Below are 1,171 nucleotides of genomic sequence, written 5' to 3' on the forward strand. Positions count from 1 at the left end.
AGCACCGCCTCCGCCTCATATATGGCGCAGGCGATGTGATAGAAGGTGCTTGCCGGCGCCGGCTCATCGAGCATCGGCTTATCCGCTGGCCATTTGTCGAACCACAGGCCCTTGACCGTGGTGTCGAGGAAAGGTTGCAGCGCGCCGATGGCGCTGAGACCGGAGGCGAGGTAACGCTGCCGCTCCTCGCCGCTCGTGACGCTCGCAAGCCGTACCGCCGCTTTCAGCCATTCCGTCTGCGGCCATAACCGCGCCAGCCCGTCATGCACCGAAAAATCGTCGTAGAGGCTCATCACCGCCACCTTGCGGCGCGGGCAGATGCCATGTTCTTCGCCGATCTGGAACAGCCGTTTTGCCTTCCTGATCGCCTCATCGTTTTCATGCAGGGCCCCCCAGCGCACAAGAAGCCAGGCCCATTCGAACTGGTGGCCCGGCTCCATGATCCGGCCCCTGTCGCTGTCGTGGGGTGTCCAGTCATGGGCGAAGAACTCGCGCAACCCGCCATTGCCGCCATCGATGAAGCGGGTTAGCGCCAGACCGGCGATCTCATCTGAAAGCGCCGACCACGGGCCGTCCGGATCCTGCACCTCCCAGGCCAGCATCGCCTCGAAGAGATGCATATGCGGATTGGAGCAGAGCGGCGTGCGCGGCGGGTTCGCCTCCTCGAAACCTGCGACCGGATGTCTGTAGTCACGTTCAAGGATGGCAAGGATATCAAGCGCCCGGTCGCGCATCTCGTCCCTGCGCTCGGGAAGGCTTGCGGCCGCCTGCGCGGCGGCGAAAAGCGCAAAAGCCTGATTGTAGAGATCGAAGGAGGGGTCGATCAGCCTGCCGGTCTGGTCGGCAAGGTTGCCGTAAAGGCCGTTTTCAAGGCGATAGACCTTCTCGAACCAGGAAAGCCCGTGCTGGAGCGCGTCTTTCCACGGCCCCTGCCAGCCATGCTGGCCGGCGGCAGCGAAACAATAGGCCTGGCGCGGCTGCACGCGGGCGCGGCGGTCATCGGAAAAAATCGGTTTCGCATCCTGACCGAGACGCTCGTAAAAGCCGCCATCCGGGCGGGCCGATCCCGCCTCCCACCACAGGGGTAGGGCGTCCTCATCCAGCCATTTGCGTAATGTTCCGATCTCTTCGGCAAGCGCCTGCGCGATGCTCGGAAATTGCAATGTCATAC

At 63.4% G+C, this 1,171-nt stretch carries 1 protein-coding gene; it reads right to left on the reverse strand.

All coding sequences use genetic code 11. The annotated features are described in order from the left end of the window. Positions 1–1,169, reverse strand: a 1,169-nt coding sequence (locus PL597_RS25920) for an AGE family epimerase/isomerase (protein WP_271366648.1), incomplete at its 3' end; no start/stop codon positions are given. Positions 1,170–1,171: the final 2 nt, after the last annotated feature.

The sequence above is a fragment of the Agrobacterium sp. ST15.13.013 genome (assembly GCF_027956525.1).
GTDB lineage: Bacteria > Pseudomonadota > Alphaproteobacteria > Rhizobiales > Rhizobiaceae > Agrobacterium > Agrobacterium salinitolerans.